Annotated in this window: 14 protein-coding genes and 1 pseudogene; 9 read left to right on the forward strand and 6 right to left on the reverse strand. The window is 63.3% G+C overall.

What is annotated here, in order from left to right:
- Window positions 1-7 precede the first annotated feature (7 nt).
- From QMO80_RS13955 to QMO80_RS13965, 3 genes are all read right to left on the reverse strand, one after another.
- Window positions 8-1,186: a glycosyltransferase family 4 protein gene (locus QMO80_RS13955; protein WP_283197113.1), complete on the reverse strand. Its 1,179-nt coding sequence runs from the start codon at window positions 1,184-1,186 to the stop codon at window positions 8-10.
- A gap of 145 nt (window positions 1,187-1,331) precedes the next feature.
- Complete coding sequence (locus QMO80_RS13960; protein ID WP_283197114.1) at window positions 1,332-1,568, reverse strand: Lrp/AsnC ligand binding domain-containing protein; 237 nt, start codon at window positions 1,566-1,568, stop codon at window positions 1,332-1,334.
- Window positions 1,569-1,638: 70 nt separating this feature from the next.
- On the reverse strand, window positions 1,639-2,547 hold the full coding sequence (locus QMO80_RS13965) for a LysR family transcriptional regulator (protein WP_283197115.1): 909 nt from the start codon (window positions 2,545-2,547) through the stop codon (window positions 1,639-1,641).
- Window positions 2,548-2,631: 84 nt separating this feature from the next.
- On the opposite strand from QMO80_RS13965, the gene QMO80_RS13970 reads away from it, so the two are divergent.
- The 6 genes and pseudogenes from QMO80_RS13970 to QMO80_RS13995 all read left to right on the forward strand — a co-directional run bounded on the left by QMO80_RS13970 (window position 2,632) and on the right by QMO80_RS13995 (window position 10,989).
- Window positions 2,632-4,059: a VOC family protein gene (locus QMO80_RS13970; protein ID WP_283197116.1), complete on the forward strand. Its 1,428-nt coding sequence runs from the start codon at window positions 2,632-2,634 to the stop codon at window positions 4,057-4,059.
- Window positions 4,060-4,126: 67 nt separating this feature from the next.
- Window positions 4,127-5,400: pseudogene (locus QMO80_RS13975) on the forward strand (NAD(P)/FAD-dependent oxidoreductase).
- 64 nt (window positions 5,401-5,464) lie between these two features.
- Window positions 5,465-7,003, forward strand: coding sequence for an aldehyde dehydrogenase family protein (locus QMO80_RS13980; RefSeq protein ID WP_283197117.1), 1,539 nt, complete (start codon window positions 5,465-5,467; stop codon window positions 7,001-7,003).
- Window positions 7,004-7,201: 198 nt separating this feature from the next.
- Window positions 7,202-8,224, forward strand: a complete 1,023-nt coding sequence (locus tag QMO80_RS13985; RefSeq protein WP_283197118.1) for an iron ABC transporter substrate-binding protein — start codon at window positions 7,202-7,204, stop codon at window positions 8,222-8,224.
- A gap of 117 nt (window positions 8,225-8,341) precedes the next feature.
- On the forward strand, window positions 8,342-9,955 hold the full coding sequence (locus QMO80_RS13990; protein WP_283197119.1) for an iron ABC transporter permease: 1,614 nt from the start codon (window positions 8,342-8,344) through the stop codon (window positions 9,953-9,955).
- Entirely contained in the window at window positions 9,952-10,989 is a 1,038-nt protein-coding gene (locus QMO80_RS13995; protein ID WP_049733362.1) for an ABC transporter ATP-binding protein, read from the forward strand. Before QMO80_RS13990 ends, QMO80_RS13995 begins: the two co-directional genes overlap by 4 nt.
- Window positions 10,990-10,991: 2 nt before the next feature.
- Here QMO80_RS13995 and QMO80_RS14000 read toward each other — a convergent pair whose 3' ends face one another.
- From QMO80_RS14000 to QMO80_RS14010, 3 genes are all read right to left on the reverse strand, one after another.
- Window positions 10,992-12,326 (reverse strand): glucoamylase family protein, encoded by a 1,335-nt coding sequence (locus QMO80_RS14000; protein ID WP_283197120.1) that lies wholly within the window; start codon window positions 12,324-12,326, stop codon window positions 10,992-10,994.
- A gap of 365 nt (window positions 12,327-12,691) precedes the next feature.
- Window positions 12,692-14,473 (reverse strand): gamma-glutamyltransferase family protein, encoded by a 1,782-nt coding sequence (locus QMO80_RS14005; protein ID WP_283197121.1) that lies wholly within the window; start codon window positions 14,471-14,473, stop codon window positions 12,692-12,694.
- Between the two features lie 54 nt (window positions 14,474-14,527).
- Window positions 14,528-15,970: a M81 family metallopeptidase gene (locus QMO80_RS14010; RefSeq protein WP_283197122.1), complete on the reverse strand. Its 1,443-nt coding sequence runs from the start codon at window positions 15,968-15,970 to the stop codon at window positions 14,528-14,530.
- A gap of 44 nt (window positions 15,971-16,014) precedes the next feature.
- On the opposite strand from QMO80_RS14010, the gene QMO80_RS14015 reads away from it, so the two are divergent.
- The 3 genes from QMO80_RS14015 to QMO80_RS14025 all read left to right on the forward strand — a co-directional run bounded on the left by QMO80_RS14015 (window position 16,015) and on the right by QMO80_RS14025 (window position 18,048).
- Window positions 16,015-16,167 (forward strand): hypothetical protein, encoded by a 153-nt coding sequence (locus QMO80_RS14015; RefSeq protein ID WP_283197123.1) that lies wholly within the window; start codon window positions 16,015-16,017, stop codon window positions 16,165-16,167.
- A gap of 243 nt (window positions 16,168-16,410) precedes the next feature.
- On the forward strand, window positions 16,411-17,271 hold the full coding sequence (locus QMO80_RS14020) for an MFS transporter (protein WP_283197124.1): 861 nt from the start codon (window positions 16,411-16,413) through the stop codon (window positions 17,269-17,271).
- 117 nt (window positions 17,272-17,388) lie between these two features.
- Entirely contained in the window at window positions 17,389-18,048 is a 660-nt protein-coding gene (locus tag QMO80_RS14025) for a LysR substrate-binding domain-containing protein (RefSeq protein ID WP_369685941.1), read from the forward strand.
- The last annotated feature ends 176 nt before the right edge of the window (window positions 18,049-18,224 follow it).

Here is an 18,224-nt window from a genome sequence, read left to right on the forward strand (position 1 = left end):
GGCAGGATCAGGTCCTGTCGGCGGTACCGATATCAAGCGACCGATAGAGATCGATATAGCGTCCGGCGACGATATCCCAGGAATAGCCGCGCGCAGCGTCGAGAAGTTTACCGCGGACGGCGTCCGGTTGGCGCGCCAGCGTTTCATAGGCCGCTTCGATCACTGTCGCGGCGGTCTCGGGATTGGTGAAATCGGCAAGCGTGATCACGGGATGCCGGCCGGCAAGCGTTGTAAAGGCATCGTTGGCGTTCAGCACCGGCAGCAGGCCGGCGCTCATAGCCTCCAGCGCCACCAGGCCGAAACCTTCATATTCCGAGGCGGAGGAAAAGAGCGAGGCGTCAGTGATGACGCGCCGGATGGCGCCGTTGTCGGGCGAAACGTGCAGGGTGACGCGGCCGGAAAGGTTGCGGCCTTCGATCGCGGCTTCGACATCGGTCCGGTTCAGGTCGGACTCGGCACCGACGACGTCGAGATGCCATTCCGGATCGCGGCTCTTCAACACGGCCATCGCATCGAGCAAATGGTCCAGCCGCTTGTTCACCGAGAAGCGGCCGATGGTGACGATACGGCGCCTTGCCCGGCGCGAAGCGGTGTCGGCGAACTTGCCGATATCGGCGCCGTTTTCGATCAGCAGGCTGTCGGGTGCGATTTCGGAAAACTGCTTGAGGTCGGAGGCGCTGCAGCAAACGACGCGCCGGTAGGCCAGTGCCGAAGCGCGGGTCAGCGTCCGGAACCAGATTTTCTTGATCGCCGCGTATTTCCGGGTGTGGAAGAAGCCGCCATGGGTGGTGACGATCATCGGCTTGCGATGCAGCAGCCGGCCCCAGGCGAGCGCGTCGAAGAAGAAATCGATGGCATGGACATGAACGAGATCGGCATCGGCAAGATGGCGGAAAACCGCAGGCGCCAGCGGATAGCGGCTGCTGCCGGACCAGGGAATGCGCACCACCTCGATGCCGTCGATATTTTCGCGCGGCGGCAGCTTGTCTTCGGGTGCGGTGAAGAGAGAATCGAGTGTCACGACGCGAACGCGATAACCGCGACGAACCGTCTGGCGGCCGAGATTGGCGACCACGTCTTCCAGGCCACCGCGGTTGGGCAGGAACTGGCGTACGACATGAACGATCAGCGGCGCCGTTTCCGGCTGCGGCTTCTCGCGCACCCTGTCTGCCTCGACGATCGCCATTTTTCACCTATCGCTGCATGCGCCGCCTCATGCCGAGGCGGGATTCTTATAGCAACGATCAGATATCTCAGGCGTTAAGCCGCGGTTTCAGCGACACGTCGAGAGGCGATTCTTCGCGAAAAGGTTAACCGTGTCTGACAGGACTTCAGAACGCCTTGAAGGTCAGCGTCGTCAGCGAGCGGACGATGCCGGGAATATTGGCGATGTTGTCGTTGATGAATTTGCCGATATCCTGGCCTTCCTCGATGTAGACCTTCAGCAGCAGGTCGTAGTCGCCGCTGGTGGAATAGAGCTCCGAGACCAGTTCGGTCTGGTAGATGGCGTCGGCGACATCATAGGTCTGGCCGGGGGCGCATTGGAGCTGGACGAAGATCGGCTTCATGGGGATTTCCTGCAAAGGGTTGTTTGGCCGATATAATGGTCGAAAGCGCCATGCCGATGCAAGCCGTTCGTCACGTGGCCGGGTCGGCGGCGGCCTCCGCGGCGATCCAGTCGCGGAAAGCGGCCAGCGGCGCATAGTCGGCGCGCTCGGGCGGAAAGGCGAGGTAATAGCGCTCGCGGCTTTCCATTTCACGGTCGACGGCGGCGACGAGATCGCCGCGGCTGATCTCTTCCTGCATCAGGAATGTCGGCAGGAGGGCGATGCCGAGACCGGCGATCGCCGCTTGCGCTGCGGTGGCGAACTGGTCGAAGAGCATGCCGTGCACGCTTTCGAAGGCAACGCCGTTGCCGGCGAACCATTGCTCCCAGGCATCGGGCCGGGTAGTCAGATGCAAAAGCGGAGCCGAGATCAGATCCTGCGGCCCGGAAATCGCGTATCGCTTCAGGAAATCGGGGCTGCAGGCCGGCACCGTGCGCTCCGACATCAGAAAGGTCAGTTCGGCGCCCGGCCAGTGCGGATGGCCGAAATGGATGGCGGCGTCGATCGAATCGAGGCGGAAATCGAAAGGGGAAAGCCGGGTCACCAGATTGATGGTGACGCCGGGATTGGCGGCGAGAAAGCGCCCGAGGCGCGGCGCCAGCCAGCGGGTGCCGAAGGTCGGCAGGATGGCGAGATTGAGCGTGCCGCCGTGCGGATTGGCGCGCAGGTTGAGCGAGGCGCTCGATATGCGCCGCAGCGCCTCGCGGATTTCGCGGGCATAGCTGTCGCCGGCAAGCGTCAGCCGCATGGTCTGGCGTTCGCGCAGGAAAAGCTCGACGCCAAGCTGCTCCTCCAGCGCGCTCACCTGGCGGCTGACGGCGCTCTGCGTCAGATCGAGTTCGCGCGCCGCCGCCGTGACGCTGCCGGTGCGGGCAACCGCCTCGAAGGCGGCGAGATGCGAAATCGACGGGAGAAAACGTCGTGAAGCGAACATGTTCATTCCATTTCAGAATGAGCTATTTCCAAAATGTCGATATTTCCGCCTTTGTCGATGAAGTAAAGAGGCTCATCCTGCAAAAACGGAATGAGCCGGAGTTCTCAGATGCCGCACGCCTTCGTTTCCACAGACCGTATCCGATCGCTTTTCACCGAAGCGATGTCGCAGATGTACCGGACGGAGGTGCCGCAATACGGCACGCTGATCGAGCTGGTGGCGGATGTGAATGCCGGCTGCCTCGAAAACGACCCCGAACTGCGTGCGCGGCTTGCCGGCGCCGGCGAGCTGGAGCGTATCGATGTCGAGCGCCACGGCGCCATCCGGCTCGGCACGGCGGATGAGCTTTTCACCATCCGGCGGCTGTTTGCCGTCATGGGCATGCAGGCGGTCGGCTACTACGATCTCTCGGTCGCCGGCGTGCCGGTTCATTCGACCTGCTTCCGGCCGATCGACGAGGCCGCACTCAACGTCAATCCGTTCCGTGTCTTCACCTCGCTGCTGCGATTGGAGCTGATCGAGGACGAAGGGCTGCGCGGCGAAGCCGAGGCCATCCTGGCAAAGCGGCGCATCTATACGCCGCGCGCCATCGCGCTGATTGAGCGCCACGAACAGAACGGCGGCCTGACGGAAGCGGAAGTGACGGAATTCGTCGCCGAGGCGCTCGAAACCTTCCGCTGGCACGGCGAGGCGACGGTCAGCGCCGAGACCTATAAGCGGCTGCATGATGCGCACCGGCTGATCGCCGACGTCGTCAGCTTCAAAGGGCCGCATATCAACCATCTGACGCCGCGCACGCTCGATATCGACGCGGTCCAGGTCCGCATGCCGGAGCGCGGCATCACGCCGAAGGCGGTCATCGAAGGGCCGCCGCGCCGTCATTGCGACATCCTGCTGCGGCAGACGAGCTTCAAGGCGCTTGAAGAAACGATCATCTTTGCCGGTGATGCGGCCACGGTTCAGGGAACGCACACCGCCCGCTTCGGCGAGATCGAACAGCGCGGCGTGGCGCTGACGGCCAAGGGCCGGGCGCTCTACGACCGGCTGCTCGCCTCGGTTCGCGGCGAAGTGCAGGTCGGCGCCGGTGGCGCCAAGGCCGGCGCCTACGACAACGAACTCGCCGAGCGCTTCAAGGCGCTGCCGGACAGCTGGGACGAGCTGCGCAGGCAGGATCTGGCCTTCTTCCGCTATTCCGCCACATCAGCTGGCATTGCCGCCGCGGTCAATACGCTGCCCGACGATACGGAGGCGCTGATCGCCAAGGGTTACCTCGCCTTCTCACCGATCGTCTACGAAGACTTCCTGCCCGTCAGCGCGGCCGGCATCTTCCAGTCGAACCTCGGCACCGATCAGCAGCAGAATTATGCGACGCATTCGAACCGCGATGCCTTCGAGGTGGCGCTCGGCGCCAGCGTTCAGGATGAGCTGGCGCTTTATGCCGAGCGCCAGGCCGCCTCGCTCGATGCGGCGATGGAAGCGCTCGGCCTTGCGGGCCTGCAGTTGAAGACCGTTGCATGAAATGGCCGCTTCAACACGTCATCATATGCGTTAGAGTAGCGCGATTTCGTTCCGATCGGACTGAGCCATGCTGAATGATCCGCGCTCCCACGGCCTCTGGGAAAAGACCGCAGCCGAACCGCCGGCGACCTCGCTGCTCGCCGGCGCGGTATCGGCCGACGTCGTCATCGTCGGCGGCGGTTACACCGGTCTCTCCTCCGCCCTGCATCTTGCCGAAGCCGGCTCGAAGGTGGTGTTGCTGGAGGGAAAGGAAATCGGTTTCGGCGGCGCGGGGCGCAATGTCGGCCTGATCAATGCCGGCATGTGGGTGATGCCCGATGACCTGCCCGGCGTGCTCGGGCCGGTGCATGGCGAACGTCTGCTCGAGCTGCTCGGCAATGCGCCGAAGCTCGTCATGGAACTCATCGACAGGCACGGGATTGCCTGCGAACTCGAACGCAACGGCACGCTGCATTGCGCGGTCGGCGCGAACGGGCTGAAGGAGATCGAGGAACGCGCGGCGCAATGGGCCGCGCGTGGCGCGCCCGTGACGCTGCTCGATGCGGCAGAAACGGCCAAACGCATCGGCAGCGACGCCTATACCGGTTCGCTGCTCGACATGCGCGCCGGTACGCTGCAGCCGCTGGCCTATGCGCGCGGGCTTGCCCATGCCGCCGTCAAGGCGGGCGTCGCCATCCATACGTCGAGCCCCGTCATCGCAACGGCGGCCGCTGGACCGTGAAGACGGAAAACGGCGCGGTCAGCGCGGACTGGATCGTCGTCGCGACCGATGCCTACAGCACCGGCCCCTTCGAGCAGGTCCGCAACGAACAGGTCTATCTGCCCTATTTCAACTTCGCCACCGTGCCGCTCGGCCATAATCTGCGCCAATCGATCCTGCCGGGACGGGAAGGCGCATGGGACACCAAGGACATCCTTTCCTCCTTCCGCATGGACCAGGCCGGACGTCTCGTCTTCGGCAGTGTCGGAGCGCTGCGTAATACCGGGCTTGCCGTGCACAAGGGATGGGCCAAGCGCGCCCTGAAGCGGCTCTTCCCTATGATCGGCGATGTCGAATTCGAATGCGAATGGTACGGCCAGATCGGCATGACCGACAATGCGCTGCCGCGTTTTCACAAATTCGCCCCCGGCGTCATCGGCTTTTCGGGTTATAATGGCCGCGGCATTGCCCCCGGCACGGTCTTCGGCCGGACGCTCGCCGAGCATATTCTCGACCGGCTTTCGGAAGGCGATCTGCCGCTGCCGCTGACCTCACCGACCGAGCCGAGCTTCCGGGCGCTCAAGGAATTATGGTACGAAGCCGGCGCTCAGGTCGCCCATTTCGCCGATGCCCGCTTCTGAGAACCGGTAAACGCTTCCGGGAAGCGAAACTCACTTCTGGAATAACAAGATTGGAACCACGACAATGACCATCGCCGTCCTCGATCTCGCCACCGAAACCGCCAAGCTGCTCGCCGAGCTCGGCGTCGATGCCGGCCGCTATCACGGCGGCACGCTTTCCGTCACCTCGCCGGTGACGGGCAAGGAAATCGGCAGGCTCCGGGAGCACACCGTCTCCGAGACCAAGACGGCGATCGAAGAGGCGCATAAGGCCTTCCTCGAATGGCGTTCCGTGCCGGCGCCGAAGCGCGGCGAACTGGTCCGCCTGCTCGGCGAGGAACTGCGGGCCACCAAGACGGCGCTTGGTCGTCTCGTCTCGATCGAGGTCGGCAAGATCACCTCGGAAGGCCTCGGCGAAGTGCAGGAGATGATCGATATCTGCGATTTCGCCGTCGGTCTTTCCCGCCAGCTCTACGGCCTGACGATCGCCACCGAGCGCTCCGAGCACCGAATGATGGAAAGCTGGCATCCGCTCGGCGTGGTCGGCATCATCTCCGCCTTCAACTTCCCCGTCGCCGTCTGGTCGTGGAATGCAGCACTTGCGATGGTCTGCGGCAATTCCACCGTCTGGAAGCCTTCGGAAAAGACGCCGTTGACCGCGCTTGCTGTGCAGGCGCTGTTCGAAAAGGCGCTGAAGCGCTTTATCGCGGAGGGCGGCACCGCGCCGGCCAATCTCTCGACGCTGATCATCGGCGGCCGCGCCGTCGGCGAAGTGCTGGTCGATCATCCGAAGATCCCGCTCGTCTCCGCCACCGGCTCGACCGCCATGGGCCGCGCCGTCGGCCCACGCCTGTCGCAGCGTTTTGCCCGCGCTATCCTCGAACTCGGCGGCAACAATGCGGCGATTGTCTGCCCGAGCGCCGATCTCGACCTGACGCTGCGCGGCGTTGCCTTCTCCGCCATGGGCACGGCCGGTCAGCGCTGCACGACGCTGCGCCGCCTTTTCGTGCATGACAGCGTCTACGACCAGCTGGTGCCGCGCCTGCAGAAGGCCTACGGCTCCGTTACCATCGGCAATCCGCTCGAAACAGGCACGCTGGTCGGCCCGCTGATCGACGGCCAGGCTTTCGAGAAGATGCAGGCAGCACTCGGCGAGGCGAAATCGGCAGGCGGCAAGGTAACCGGCGGCGAGCGTGTCGGCAACGGTTTGACCGATGCCTTCTACGTTCGCCCGGCGCTGGTCGAAATGCCCGCGCAGACCGGCCCGGTCGAGCACGAGACCTTCGCGCCGATCCTCTACGTGATGAAATACAGCGATTTCGACGCGGTGCTGGCCCTGCACAATGCCGTGCCGCAGGGACTGTCGTCGTCGATCTTCACCAACGACATGCGCGAGGCCGAAACCTTCGTCTCCGCCAGCGGTTCGGATTGCGGCATCGCCAACGTCAATCTCGGGCCGTCGGGTGCGGAAATCGGCGGCGCCTTCGGCGGTGAGAAGGAGACCGGCGGCGGCCGCGAGTCCGGCTCGGATGCCTGGAAGGCTTATATGCGCCGCTCCACCAACACGATCAATTACGGCAGGACCCTGCCGCTTGCACAGGGCGTCAAGTTCGACGTCGAATAAGCCGGCTGCAAAAGGCGACGCTCGAGGAGCGTCGCCTTTTTGGTCTAATCGAAATTTATTCCCTCGTAATATGAAATAATTGGTCAAGATATTGTGATGGCTTTTCCGGCGAAGCCAAACTTGAAATCTTCAGTCAGGAAAAATATACGCCTCTCATCGCCCTTGGAGACCTCGGGTGACATCGCCACGGAGGCCATCATGACCATTGCACTGAATCGTTTTTCCCTTGCGCTTGCGTTTACCGCTTCGCTTCTCTCCGCCACCGCGCTCGCAGGCAGCGTCAGTGCGCAGGACGAAGGTCTCGTCGTCTACAACGCCCAGCACGAAAGCCTGGGCCGCGAATGGATCGATGCCTTCACCAAGGAGACCGGCATCAAGGTGACCATGCGCCAGGGCAGCGACATGCAGTTCGCCAACCAGCTCATCCAGGAAGGCGATGCCTCTCCGGCCGATGTCTTCCTGACCGAAAATTCGCCGGCCATGACGCTGGTCGACGGCGCGGGCCTCTTCGCCCCCGTCGAAAAGGACACGCTGGATCAGGTGCCGGATCAGTATCGCCCGGCCGACGGCATGTGGACCGGCATTGCCGCCCGCACCACGGTTTTTGCCTATGACAAAACCAAGCTCAGCGAAGACAAGCTGCCGAAGTCGATGCTCGACCTCGCAGACCCGGCCTGGAAGGGCCGCTGGGGTGCTGCTCCCGCCGGCGCCGATTTCCAGGCCATCGTCGCTGCGCTGCTGCAGCTGAAGGGCGAAGACGCCACCAAGACATGGCTGAAGGGACTCAAGGACAACGCCACCCCCTATAAGGGCAACAGCGTCGCCATGAAGGCCGTCAACGCAGGCGAAGTCGAAGGCGCGGTCATCTATCACTATTACTGGTTCGGCGATCAGGCCAAAACAGGCGAGAACAGCAAGAATGTCGGTCTGCACTACTTCAAGAACCAGGATCCGGGCGCTTTCGTCAGCGTCTCGGGCGGCGGCGTCCTGAAGTCCACCCAGCATATGAAGGAAGCCCAGGCTTTCCTGAAGTTCATTACCGGCAAGGCCGGCCAGGCCGTTCTGAAGGACGGCACGTCCTACGAATATGCCATCGGCAAGGACGCAGCCTCCAACGACAAGCTCACGCCGCTTGCCGATCTCAACGCGCCGAAGGTCGAAGCTTCGACGCTGGACAGCAAGAAGGTCGTCGAGCTGATGACGGCCGCCGGCCTGATCTAACCTTTCTGCCGCAGGCTTGCGGCGGCCAAAACTATTGCTTTTGGCTCAAGAAAACCTTAGGGCATGACGATATCCGGCAACCGCCTTTGACAGGCGGTTGCCTTCCTTTTTCGGCGTATGAAGGCATCGGCCTTGCTGCAGGACAACAGATTGCTCGCATCCGGCAACGAGGCGCCGGTGGTGCCGAGGGCCGCGCGCATGGTTTCGCCGCGCGGGCGCATGCCGCACGCTTCCGTGGTGCTGCTGGCAACCGTCGTCGCAATCTTCAGTCTGGTGCCGCTCGGCTTCATCGGCTGGGTTACCTATGACGTCGGCTGGGAAACAGTGAAGACCCTGGTCTTCCGGCCGCGCGTCGGCGAACTGCTCGTCAATACGGTCCTGCTGGAATCGCTCACGATTCCGCTGTCGATCGCACTTGCCGTAACACTTGCCTGGCTGACCGAGCGGACGGACATTCCTTTCGCCCGGTTCTGGGCCTGGCTTGCCATCGCCCCGCTCGCCGTGCCCGCCTTCGTGCACAGCTATGCCTGGGTCAGCCTCGTCCCCGGCATGCGCGGCCTGGAGAGCGGCGTCTTCATCTCGGTGATCGCCTATTATCCGTTCCTCTACCTGCCGGTCGCCGCCACCTTGCGCCGTCTCGATCCGGCGATCGAGGATGCAGCGGCCTCGCTCGGTCTCAATCCCTGGCGGGTCTTCTTTCGGGCAGTGCTGCCGCAGCTCCGGCTCGCCATTTGCGGCGGCTCGCTGCTGATCGGGCTGCACCTGCTTTCGGAATACGGCCTGTTCGTGATGATCCGCTTCGACACGTTCGCGACGGCGATCGTCGACCAGTTCCAGTCCTCCTACAACAGCCCCGCCTCCAACATGCTCGGTGGCGTGCTCGTCGCCTGCTGTCTTTTTCTGCTCGGCTTCGAGGTCTTGGTGCGCGGCAACGAACGTTATGCCCGCGTCGGCTCCGGCTCGCCCCGCCCGGCGGATCGCCGGCGGCTCGGCTGGTTCGTGGTGCCCGCCGTTCTGCTGCCCGTCCTCCTGGCGGTGCTGACGCTCGGCGTGCCGCTGGTGACGCTTGGCCGCTGGCTCTATCTCGGCGGTGCCGAGATCTGGCGCATCGAGGTCGGCAGCGCCTTCCTGCAGACGATCGTGCTTGCCATTGTCGGCGGCATATTGGCGACGATTGCCGCGGCGCCGATGGCATGGCTTTCCGTCCGTGCGCCCGGCCGCTTCCAGCGCGTGCTCGAAGCCTGCCATTATTATGTCGGCTCGCTGCCTGGCGTCGTCGTGGCGCTGGCGCTGGTGACGATCACCGTGCGTCTCGTGCTGCCGCTCTACCAGACCTTCGCAACACTGCTCGTTGCCTATGCGATGCTTTTCCTGCCGCGCGCCATGGTCGGGCTGCGCGCCAGCATCGCCCAGGCGCCGGTGGAGCTGGAGCGCGCCGCGATGGGCCTCGGCCGCACGCCCGGCCAGGCGGTGCGGCAGATCACCATGCGGCTTGCAGCACCCGGAGCGGCCGCCAGCGTCGCGCTGGCTGCCCTCGGCATCACCAATGAACTGACGGCGACACTGATGCTGTCGCCCAACGGCGTCGATACGCTGGCGACGAAATTCTGGTCGCTGACCAGCGAGATCGATTATGTCTCGGCCGCGCCCTATGCCTTCATGATGGTCGTGCTGTCGCTGCCGCTCACCCTTATGCTCTATACCCAATCGAAACGGACCGCCGGCCAATGACGCTGCTTACGATCGAGAACATCAGCAAGCGCTATGGCCCTGTGCAGGCGCTGAAGGATATTTCGCTCGACGTTCAGGCAGGCAGCCGCACGGCCGTCGTTGGCCCGTCCGGCTCGGGCAAGACGACGCTGCTGCGCATCATTGCCGGCTTCGAGCAACCCGATGTCGGCAAGGTGACACTCGATGGCGAAGTCCTTGCCGATGGGCCGGCGACGGTGCCGGCCCATAAGCGCGGCATCGGCATCGTCTCGCAGGACGGCGCGCTGTTTCCGCACTTGAGCGTCGCAGAGAATATCGGCTTCGGCTTCGAGCGGGGTGCCGTGGATCGCGAGAAGCGCATCGTCGAGCTGCTCGATATGGTCGAGCTCGACCGCGGCATGCTGGTGCGGCGCCCACACCAGCTGTCCGGCGGCCAGCAACAGCGCGTGGCGCTCGCCCGTGCGCTCGGGCGCAAGCCGCGGCTGATGCTGCTCGACGAACCTTTCTCGGCACTCGATACCGGCTTGCGCGAGAACATGCGCAAGGCGGTGGCGCGCGTGCTGCAGGCAGCCGGCATCACCGCCGTTCTCGTCACGCATGATCAGGAAGAGGCGCTGACCTTTGCCGATCAGGTCGCGGTGCTCAGAGAGGGACGGCTGATCCAGGCCGGGTCGCCGCAATCATTATATCTGCATCCCCGCGATCGCGAGACGGCGCTATTTCTTGGCGATGCCGTGCTGCTTCCGGCCATCATCCGCAACGGCCTTGCCGACTGTGCCCTCGGCCGCGTCGCCGTCGAAGGCAATCGTCAGGGCAAGGCGGAGATCATGCTGCGGCCCGAGCAGATCCGCGTCGTTGCCGATGAAAGCGATCGTCGCTATGGCGGGCGTGTCGTCGAGGTGGAGTTCGGCGGCGCGGTCTGCACCGTTGCGGTTTCGCTCGATGGCGTCGCCCTGCCGCCGATCCTGATCAAGACCTCGAGCGTCGCGCTTCCCTCACGAGGCGATCTCGTTCGCCTCGATATCGCCGGCAAGGCGCATATTTTCGAAAGCTAAATTCACCCGAACTTGCGCACCACTTCTTCCGGCTCGATGCCTTCGAGCCAGCCGCCGGTGAAGCCGGCGCGCTCGAGCCCGAGGCGGATGGCCGGCGATTGCCGCATCAGCTTCCAGATGAAGTCGGAGCGCTCATTCTCGATGGTCATGACGACAAGACCCTGGTCGATGCCGACGGTGCGGTCGTCGACCCAGCCTTCCGGCCGCTTGGTCTTGACCGTCGGGTTGAAGCCGCCGGGAAAGCCGCCTTCCAGGAGCAGGTTCGGATAGCTGGTCAAAAGCGCCTTGGTGCCGTCGAGAGCCGCCTGCCGGTCATAGGGCAGGCAGGCGAGGGCCGCCCAGGGCGCGATCGTGCCGTCGTCCGGGCCAAGCGGCGCGCCGCGGGCGGCATAGCCTAGAACCTTCGGCTGGCGGCCGCCGCGCATGCGCCGGGTCGGCGGCGGGCCGTCGCAGGCGGAGAACCCCCAGATATTCCTGTTATAGCCGACGAACTGGCCGGGATTGCGCTCGGCATAATCACGCTGGACGTTGATGACCACCTGGGTGTTGCGGAAATAATCCCAGTTCCGCTCGGCCATCGGTCTGTCGCGGATGCCGCGGAAATCGATCCAGGCATGGGAAAAGAGATGGATAAACAGCGGTCCCGCATAGAGATAGGGCTGCTCACCATGCATCATCCAGGAATAGCTCGACGCAAAAGCGTCGTAGCACGATTGCGGGATGGGGTGCGTCGGCGAGGCGAGCGCCAGGGCATAAAGGATGATCGCCTCGTCGAAGCCGTGATAGCGCCAGCGCAGGAAGCCGGAAGAGGGCTTCCAGCCCATGGCAATGGTATCGCCCTTGTTCAGGGCCCAGCGCCAGTCGACGCGTTCGTAGATGAAGGTCGCGAGTTCACGAATTTCAACTTCCGTCTCGTCGTCTTCGCGGTCGAAATACTGCGCTGCCGTCAGGATGCCGGCGATTAGCAGCGCCGTGTCGATGGTCGAAAGCTCGCTGTTCCAGGCGCGATTGCCGGTATCCATGTGCAGGAAATGGTAGAAGAAGCCGCGGTGGCCTGTCGCGTGGCGTTCCTCGCCCTGACGCGCCTCGGCGAAGAAACGCAGCGTATTGACCGTGCGTTCGGCTGCTTCCCTGCGGGTGATCCAGCAACGCTCGACACCGACAGGATAGGAGGAAAGGGCAAAGCCGATGGCTGCGATGCTTGCCGGCACGCCGCCGATCGAGGTATCGGCTACCAGGCCATTTTCGGGATTGGAATATTTCAGGAAGTACTTGAATGCCGAATGCTGCAGCCTGTCGACGAGTGCTGCATCAATGTCTTCAATCCGTTGCAGCATAGGCTCCTACCCAACTGTTGCATCGCCCCATGCTTGAACATGGCGGCCGTCCCCGGGCAAATCAAACCTTTTTGATTCGCAGGGATAAGAGAACACAAATGGGCGGAAGTGGTCGTTAATAATTATTGGTGAAATAATATCTAGCAGAAGTCATATAAGCAGCGCAGCAAAAAGGGCCGGCCGAGCGCCACCGCCCCGGGTTATTTTCCCGCAATACTTGTTGCCTCCGCCCCTTTGGAAAGCGGCCGCCAAGCCCTGAGGCGCACTAAAGCGCGTCGCGATCTTTCAGATTCGCTCCTGCTTTAGCTCTTGTTTTCCCGCATGTCGTTGCCGCAAAACCGCTGCACACTTTTGCGCGACATGCTTTATCGTCCGACCGCATAGGCCTGCATCAGGCGCGGCGTGGCGGCGGCGCGCAGAAGCCCGTCGGCATCGCGCTGCGCCGCGGTCAGCCGGCCGATGGTCCAGGGATCGGCGACCGTCAGCCTGTGGCCCTTGCGGGCGAGCGCATCGAGCACATCGGCGCCGAAATTCGCCTCCGCCATCAGGCTGCCCGGCTCGCGGGTGCGCGGATAGAAGGAGCTCGGAAAATGGGCTGTGTGAAACAGCGGCCGGTCGATCGCCGCCTGCAGGTTGAGCTGGTGATTGACATGGCGCAGGAAGAAGGAGAGCTGCCATTGTTCCTGCTGGTCGCCGCCCGGCGTGCCGAAGGCCAGCGTCGGGCGGCCCTCGTAGAGGCCGAGCGAAGGCGTCAGCGTCGTGCGCGGCCGCCTTCCCGGCGCCAGCGACGTCGGCAGGCCAGGCGTGAGCCAGAACATCTGGGCGCGGGAATTGAGGCAGAAGCCGAGACCGGGCACGGTCGGTGAGGATTGCAGCCAGCCGCCGGATGGCGTGACGGAGACCATGTTGCCGTCGCGGTCGATCACGTCGATATGCACGGTGTCGCCGCGTTTTTCCAGATGCGCCATGGTTGGCTCGTAGACGGCGCCGGTCTTGGAATCGGCGCCGAGCATCTTCATCGTCAAATCATGCTGCGCCTCGAAACCCGGAACGATGCCGGGGCGAAGATCGAAGGAGGCGTCGGCGCCGATCAGCCTGCGGCGCTCGCTCGCATAGGTCTCCGACAACAGATGCGCGACGGGGATCGCGGAAAAATCGGGATCGCCGTAATAGACCTCGCGGTCGGCGAAGGCGAGTTTCATCGCCTCGGTGACGGTATGGACGAAATCGGCGCCATCCGGGTCCATCGCGGCGAGATCGAAACCCTTGAGGATCGACAAAGCCTGCAGAAAGACGGGACCCTGGCCCCAGGGTCCTGTTTTGGCGATGGTCCAGCCGTGATAATCATAGGTCAGCGGTTCCTCGACCGTTGCCGACCAGTTCGCCATGTCGTCTGCGGTCAGCACGCCCTTATGGCGGCCGCCGCTTGCATCCATCACTTCGGCGGTCCTCAGATAGGCGTCGATCTTCTCGGCGATGAAGCCGCGGTAGAAGGTGTCGCGGGCCGCTTCAATCTGTGCTTCCCGGCCGCTTTTAGCCTCGGCTTCGGCAATGACGCATTTCCAGGTTTCGGCAAGCACCGGATTCCTGAAATTCGCCTGCGCTTCAGGGACGCTGCCATCCGGCAGCCAGGTTTTGTGGGAGGTCGGCCATTCCTTTTCGAAGAAGGTCGCAAGCCCCTTGATGGTGGCGGAGACGCGCGGCAGCAGGGGATGGCCGTGCTCGGCGTAGTAGATCGCCGGTTCCAGCACGTCGCGCACGCTCATCGTGCCGTAGTCGCGCAGCATCAGCATCCAGCCGTCGAAGGCGCCGGGGATGACTGTTGCAAGCAGGCCGTCGCCGGGGATCAGCGTCAGGCCTTCACTGGTATAGTGCTCGATCGTCGCGCCGGCGGGCGCCGGCCCCTGCGCCGAGATGACCTCGACCTTGTCCTTCTTCTTCGAATAGATCACCGCCGGCAGGTCGCCGCCCGGGCCGCAGAGATGCGGCTCGACAATGTGCAGCACGAATCCGGTGGCCACCGCGGCATCGAAGGCGTTGCCGCCCTTTTCGAGAATGCTCATGCCGACCGCCGAGCCGATCCAATGCGTCGAGGTGACGACGCCGAAGGTGCCGAGGATTTCGGGACGGGTCGTGAATGCGGTCATTCGGGATGTCCTTTCTGGCCGGATGTCGTTTCTGAGAGTCGGATCGCTCGAAACTCAGGCGCGCGCCGCGCGCGCAGACAGGAAGACCTGCGGCTCGAAGGCAAAATCCTTGTCGAAAGGGTAGGTCGGATGCTGCTTGCGCAGCCGCGGCAGGCGCTCGACGAACTGATCGACGACCCCTGTCGACAGCGCCATCAGGTTCGGATTGGCGATCGGCGCCAGCTCGGGCGAGAGATAACCCGACTTGACGACAATGATGCTGGCGCCATGCGGATCAAGGCCGAGCCGGGTGAAATCGGCGATATTGTGATAGGGCCGGCGTTTGGCCGAGAGCACGAGATCGATGCCACCGGTCGAGACCACCGCCTGGCGGTCGGCCGGATCCGGCGTTTCGTGCAGGAACTTGACGGTGAAGCGGCCCGTAACCGGCCTGCTGCCCTTGGAATCGAGCGAGGCGCCGACGCTGAGATTGAGCGCCGCGCCGATGCCAGCGGCATAACAGGCCTCGGCCGCCGCCTTGTCGGCGATGCCGGCGAAAACGACGCCCGTCGCACCCTTGGCGATCAGCTCCGCCAGCATGTCGGCCCGGTCGCCGACACCGCCACCGGTCGGGTTGTCGCCGGATTCGGCGAGCACGACAGGAGCGGTCGGGCTGGCGATGGCTCTCGCGACGCATTCTTCCAGCGAGCCGGTCTCGCAGCCGAAGACGAAATCTCCGCGTGCATCCCAATAGGCGCTCGCGAGGCGTCTGGCTTCACGCTCCAGCACGGCGCGGTCGGTGCCGGTCATGATAGCGGCGGCGGTGGCGCGCGGTTCGTCGGCCCAGACGTAACCGACCATCAGGGATGCGTCCCAGACGCCGTCGATCTCGTCGATTTCCGGCAGCATTCCATAGAGGCTCTTAGCCGGCTCATCGACGGTGCTGGTGCGTTCGCCGGGCAGCACGACCGGGATCGGCGCCCAGAGAACGACAGGCCTCACGCCGGTTTTCAGGCTCTTCACCAGCATGAAGACCGAGCGGCGCATCGTCTCCTCGACATCGATATGCGGCGCGGTGCGATAGGTGGAATAGATATCGAGCGCATCGATGATGCGCTGAGTGACGTTGCCGTGCAGGTCATAGCTTGCCGAAACCGTGCAATCCTCGCCGACCAGCGCTCGGGCAGCAGAAATCCAGTCGCCTTCGGCATCCTCCATGCCCTCGACATACATTGCGCCATGCATGGCGAGATAAAGACCGTCGAGCGGCAGCAGCGGCTTCAACCGCTCGAGGAATTCGCCCTTGAAGGCCTCGTAGGTGGCGCGCGAGACCGGGCCGCCGGCAATGGCGCGGGCATGGATCGTCGGCAGGAATTCGGCGTCATAATCCTTCAGGAAGGCGAAGTAGGAGGATTCCAGCAGGGCTTGGCCGCGCAGTACCCGAAAATCCTTCTCCTCGTTCAGCACGGGATTGTATGTGCTGCACTCGATATGAATGCCACCGACGGCAATGCGCATGATGAACCTCAGTGATATTGGGAGCAATCAGGAAGGAATGGACGGTGGCGGCAGCGTCCTCGCCTTTCGAGGCCGGTGTCGTCATCTGGTATTTCGCCTGTCATCTTGACACCAAGTGCGGGCTCGCCGCAAGCGAATGGCTTCTTACCTTCATCGAGATCGCCATCGGCCGTGCTCAAAGGAGCCCGACAGGATAAGGCGCGCCTTATGCCGCGCCCATGAAGATCCTCGGTTGCCGAATTCGCCCCCTAATACGCAAGATGCAATGTGCCCGATCCCCGTTATCCATCAGGAGTTGTGCCGCTCGGGCAGTGCTGCCAGCCGGGACGCGCATCGCACGCTTCGATGCGACCGCCGGGGTGGGCCGATGCGGCACCCCCACCCCCTGCTATAGGCCGCAGGAACAGGAAAACGTTTATCGCTAGCCAAGGGAGGCAGTTATGTCATTGGAGACGGAAGCGGTTATTTCAGGTCCACTTGTCAGGGAAGAGACGTCCGATGCGTTCAAACGACGCTTCATGATCAGGATGATCGCCGTTCTCACCGGCGGAATGCTCCTCGATGGTTACATTCTCGGGGTTATCGGCCCGGTGACGGCCGTCATGAAGGCGGAAATGGGGATGACGACGGTCGATATGGGCCTCATCGCCTCGGCTGCGTTGTTCGGGATTCTGATCGGTTCGCCGCTCGGCGGATGGGCGGGCGACAAATTCGGCCGCAAGCCGCTATTCATGATCGATATGGGGCTGTTCGTGCTCGCATCGGCGATGCAGTTCTTCATCGATTCGGTGACGATGCTGTTCGCAGTGCGGCTGCTGATGGGTATCGCGATCGGCCCCGAATACTCCGTCGGCTGGCCACTGATGTCGGAATTTGCACCGGCCCGGCTGCGGGGGCGCCTGATGGGCGTCACGATCCTTGCCTGGTACGGCGGATTCATGATCGGTTACACGGTGGGGTACGTCTTGAACCTGCCGCAGCCCATGCCGTGGCGGATCATCATCGGAACGAGCACCTTTATCTCGGTGATCTTGTTCTTCGCCCGGATCGGCCTGCCTGAATCGCCGCGCTGGCTGTGGAGCAAGGGTCGCAAGGACGAGGCGCGCGCGATCGCGCGGAAGTATCTCCAGAGCGCCGAGGAGACGGCGGACATGGAGAATACCGAGGTGCGTCAAGGCAGGTTCGCAGATCTACCTTCGCTGACAGTGTGTTGGAACAATATGGCCTCAATGGCGGGCTCGCCGGTGGCGTCGGACTGTCGATGGTCGCGGTGGCCGGGGTCGTCGTCACGGTGGCGCTGATCGACAAGGCCGGCCGGCGTCTGTTCACGGTGGCTGGACATCATTTGCGACGGGATCAACAATATCAACGCTCCCTCCGACCCTCCCGTCATCACCTGTTCGGGCACCAATGCGGCGATCGCCTGCTGGCTGAAGCCCCTCGTGGACCGCTTCCGTTCCGAGCGGCCGGACGTCAGGTTCGTTCTTTTGGCCTCGGACGAAGACGACACGCTGCGGAATTTCGATGAAGTCGACCTTTCACTGATTTGTGGAAACGAGCGCTGCGAGGTCGGGGAGAATCTCTATTATCTCTTTCCGGATATCGTCCAGCCGGTCTGCAGCCCGGACTATCTGGAACGCCACGGGCCGTTTCCGGATGCTCAAAGCCTGGAGCGGGCGGACTTGTTGGACCTGCATCGGAAGCATTGGACCTCCGATGCCATTGGCTGGCATCCAATCACCTGGGACGATTGGTTCCAGGCAAGCGGTCTCGGGGCGCCGCATGTGCTGCCCGTCATGACCAGCAACAATTATCCGCTTCTTGTGACCGCGGCGGTCAAAGGAGAGGGGATCGTTCTGGGATGGCATCACCTCGTGAGGTCACTGTTGGACGAAGGCGCACTCTGCACATTGTTCGACAGCCCTCTTCAGGTGGATCGGGGATATTATTTGAAGGCGAACCGGGCATCGCTGGATAAGCCGCATGTCCAGGAGTTCATAGATTTCGTTCTCACGGGTCTTGCGGCACTGGAACAAGAGCGCCAGCGTCCCGGAGCGATGCCGCGGGATGCCCTCTGAACGGATGCGCCAGTGTGTAAGGCATCGGCTGAGTTCAGCCTCGAAGGGCCGGTCAATTGCCGTCTTGGATCGAACCAAGCTACAAAATAAATTACGAACTTGGGCCTGCGTCCGCCGGCGCGTCGGCTGGCATCCTACGCAAAATCGCTCTCCGTCATGCGCTTTTCGCTATATTA

It is taken from the genome of Rhizobium sp. BT03 (assembly GCF_030053155.1).
Classification (GTDB): Bacteria; Pseudomonadota; Alphaproteobacteria; order Rhizobiales; family Rhizobiaceae; genus Rhizobium.